Source organism: Streptomyces sp. WAC05292 (assembly GCF_003949955.1).
In the GTDB taxonomy this organism is placed as follows: domain Bacteria; phylum Actinomycetota; class Actinomycetes; order Streptomycetales; family Streptomycetaceae; genus Streptomyces; species Streptomyces globosus.
On record NZ_RPSE01000920.1, the window covers coordinates 1 to 252 of the forward strand.

1 rRNA gene is annotated in these 252 nt (G+C 56.7%); it reads left to right on the top strand.

What is annotated here, in order from left to right:
- Positions 1-155: 155 nt before the first annotated feature.
- Positions 156-252: ribosomal RNA gene (locus EF903_RS33725) — 16S ribosomal RNA — on the top strand; the annotation flags it as partial.

The following is a 252-nucleotide window of genomic DNA, read 5'->3' on the forward strand; positions in this document are numbered from 1 at the left end:
TTCGGTGGATGAGGTTCCTTTGAAAAAGACCTGCGGGGCTGCTCCGGTAGCGCTCGCAGGCAACACAACACAGCGAGGACGCAGTGGTCAGTCGGTCTTATTCCGACCATGACTGGCCCGCTCTGCGTGTGTGTGCACCGGATTACCGGTAAACATTCATGGAGAGTTTGATCCTGGCTCAGGACGAACGCTGGCGGCGTGCTTAACACATGCAAGTCGAACGATGAACCTCCTTCGGGAGGGGATTAGTGG